This window comes from Desulfurellaceae bacterium (assembly GCA_021296095.1).
Classification (GTDB): domain Bacteria; phylum Desulfobacterota; class Binatia; order Bin18; family Bin18; genus JAAXHF01.
This window is the reverse complement of sequence record JAGWBB010000035.1, coordinates 50,264-52,935: the sequence shown is the minus strand read 5'-3', so window position 1 is coordinate 52,935 and position 2,672 is coordinate 50,264. Positions and strand designations below refer to the sequence as shown.

Annotated in this window: 5 protein-coding genes; 3 read left to right on the top strand and 2 right to left on the bottom strand. The window is 62.9% G+C overall.

Features of this window, described 5'->3' with window-relative positions; translation table 11 throughout:
- On the bottom strand, window positions 1–132 hold a 132-nt coding region (locus J4F42_10455), incomplete at its 3' end, for a hypothetical protein (protein ID MCE2485921.1).
- Window positions 133–144: 12 nt separating this feature from the next.
- Window positions 145–1,332 carry a CoA transferase gene (locus J4F42_10450; GenBank protein ID MCE2485920.1) on the bottom strand — a complete coding sequence of 396 codons (1,188 nt, stop codon included), beginning with the start codon at window positions 1,330–1,332 and terminating at the stop codon, window positions 145–147.
- A 115-nt stretch (window positions 1,333–1,447) separates the two neighbouring features.
- Here J4F42_10450 and J4F42_10445 point away from each other — a divergent pair, with 115 nt between their 5' ends.
- From J4F42_10445 to J4F42_10435, 3 genes are all read left to right on the top strand, one after another.
- Entirely contained in the window at window positions 1,448–1,765 is a 318-nt protein-coding gene (locus tag J4F42_10445; protein ID MCE2485919.1) for a hypothetical protein, read from the top strand.
- A gap of 173 nt (window positions 1,766–1,938) precedes the next feature.
- Window positions 1,939–2,226 carry a hypothetical protein gene (locus J4F42_10440; GenBank protein MCE2485918.1) on the top strand — a complete coding sequence of 96 codons (288 nt, stop codon included), beginning with the start codon at window positions 1,939–1,941 and terminating at the stop codon, window positions 2,224–2,226.
- Between the two features lie 41 nt (window positions 2,227–2,267).
- Window positions 2,268–2,672, top strand: a 405-nt coding sequence (locus J4F42_10435; GenBank protein MCE2485917.1) for a TIGR00730 family Rossman fold protein, incomplete at its 3' end; no start/stop codon positions are given.

Here is a 2,672-nt window from a genome sequence, read left to right as displayed (position 1 = left end):
AATATGGCGGATGGACGGCTCGCGGCGCAGGGCGTCATAGATACTGATGTTGTGGATACTGGGGATGCCGAAGATGGTGTTGACCCTGGCGTCTGTGAGCGCCTCGACAATCCCGTCCGCTGCGCGTGGCATGCCGACTTCCTCCTACTTGATCACGCCCTGCTGCAACAGGCGCTCCAGCTCCGCATCCTCATAGCCCAGCTCGCGCAGGACTTCCCGCGTGTGCTGGCCCAGGGTGGGTGGGGCCAGGCGGACCGCGCCGGGCGTTTTTTTCAGCTTGGCCGGAATGCCGCCGACCTTGATGTTCCCGACCCGGGCGTGCTCGACCTCGACCGCCATCCGGTTATGCACCACCTGCGGGTCGGCAAAGGTCTCGGCATACGTATTCACCGGCGCGGCCATCACGTCCGCCTCGACCAGGCGACGCATCATCTCGTCGCTGTCGTGCCGGCCAAACGCGGCCTGAATCTCGGCGTTCAGGGCTGCCTCGTGTTCCAGCCGACTCTCGCTGCTGGCAAAGCGGGGATCGTCGATCAGCTCCTGGCGGTCGAGCGCGCGGCAGACATTGTGGAAGAATTTGGTGTTAAACGACGCAATCTGGATATCCCGGCCGTCCTGGCAGGTGAAGGTCCCGTACGGGGCAAAAAACGGGCTGGCGTTGCCGACCCTGGGCTGGACATAGCCCTGGAGAAAAAACTGGCCGAGCTGAGCCGGCTGAACGTGGAGCAGGCCGTCCATCAGGCTCAGCTCAATCTGCTGGCCGATGCCCTGTTGTTCCCGCACCCACAGGCCGACCATGGCCGACAGGGCGACGAGGTTGGCACAGGTTGCGTCGGCGATGGCCGGGCCGGCCTTGAGCGGTTTGCCGTCCCGCTCGCCGGTCACGCTCATGAAGCCGGTCAGGGCCTGGGCCAGCGGGTCAATGCCCGGCCGGCCGCCGTAGGGACCGTCCTGGCCAAAGGCGCTGACCGTAATGCAGATAATTTTGGGATTGTACTCGCAGTTTTCCTGGTAGGAGATGCCCAGCTTGGCTTTGGCCTGGGGGCGCAGATTGTCCACAATGATGTCGGCGGTGCGGACCAGCCGAAAATACAGCGCCTTGCCATCGGGCTTGGTCAGGTCAAGCACAATGCCACGCTTATTGCGGTTGATGCCGAGGTAGAAGCCGCTGTCGTTTTCGACTTTGGGCCCGATGGCCCGCGACTCATCGCCGTACGGCGGCTCGATCTTGATTACGTCCGCGCCCATATCACCGAGCATGGTCGCGCCGTACGGGCCGGCCAGCATGCTGGCGATATCCAGCACCCGAATTCCTGCCAGCGGTAATGCCATAGCGTGCCCTCCTCGCCTGCGTGGCCGACACTAGCACACCGACACCACCCGAGACAGAGGCGGGCTATGCCTGCTACCTTGTAAACGTTCGGGGTGAATGTTCTGGAGGTGTGAGATGGCCACTGGAGAGATCAAACCGATTCGGACCGAGCAGGATTATGAGGACGCGCTGGCTCGGATCGACGCGTTGATGGATGCGACGCCCGGCAGCCCGGAGTTCGACGAACTCGATGTCCTTGTTGATCTGGTTGAACTGTATGAGAGCAAGCACGAACCGATGGGCTATCCGAGTCCGCTCGCCGCGATCGAGTTCCGTATGGAGCAGGGCAACTTGCGGCCGCGTGACCTGATCCCGTTCATCGGCAGCCGGGTGAAGGTGTCCGAGGTGCTTTCCGGCAAGCGCGCCATTAAGCGCACCGGTTCTGGTGGATAATACCTTGACTATCAAACCTAGAGTGACACTCCCGGCCCGATAGACGCGGCTGCCTCGATCCCCGGGACAGCGGCGCTCCTGGCCGACTGCTTGCCCTTTGCTCCGCTCCGCTCTATGGTATGCCGCGCGTGGGAGAAAGCGCGTTCGGACCACAACAATAAGGAGGAAATCGTATGCCGCTGTATCTCGACGAAATTTACTGGAATCCGGATCGTACCGGTGAGGTGAAGGCGATGTTCAAGGGCGTGCTCGACGGGACGACGGGTTTTCCCGAGGGGGTGAGCCTGGTAGGCGGCCCGTGGGCCTCCAACGAAGAGCCGAAAATAGTCCTTGTCCTCGACATCCAAGACCACGCCAAAACCTTTGAGACCTTTCAGGGACTGGTCGCCAAGGGCGTGATTGCCAAGCGCCGGCTGACCCCGATCGTTGACTGGGCGTCAATGGATGGGGTGTCTGGCTAAGCCCCTCTCGCGTTCAACCGCTTCGGAAAGAGTATGCTGCCATGACGCTTTCTCCCAGCCCGCTCGCCGTGACCGTGTACTGCTCTTCGAGCCGGCAGCTGGCCCCGGTGTATACCGCCGAAGCCGAAGTGTTGGGCCGGCTGATCGCCCAACGCGGTCACCGCCTGGTGTACGGCGGCGGCAATATCGGCCTGATGGGCGCGCTGGCCCGCGCCGCGCTGGCCGAGGGCGGTCGGGTCACGGGGGTCATCCTCAAGGACTTTCTCGACCGGGGCTACGCGCAAGACGGCCATGAGATGCACGTGGTCACCGATATGCGTGCCCGCAAGCAGGGCCTGGAAGAGCTGGGCGATGCCTATATTGCGCTGCCCGGCGGCTTTGGCACCATCGAGGAAGTCTCCGAGGTGCTGGCCCTGAAGCAACTCGGCTTTCATGCCAAGCCGATC

Excerpts from the sequence above, each read along its gene's own strand:
- J4F42_10450 (MCE2485920.1), bottom strand. The coding sequence starts at position 1,332 with ATGGCATTACCGCTGGCAGGAATTCGGGTGCTGGATATCGCCAGCATG.
- J4F42_10445 (MCE2485919.1), top strand. The coding sequence starts at position 1,448 with ATGGCCACTGGAGAGATCAAACCGATTCGGACCGAGCAGGATTATGAG.
- J4F42_10440 (MCE2485918.1), top strand. The coding sequence starts at position 1,939 with ATGCCGCTGTATCTCGACGAAATTTACTGGAATCCGGATCGTACCGGT.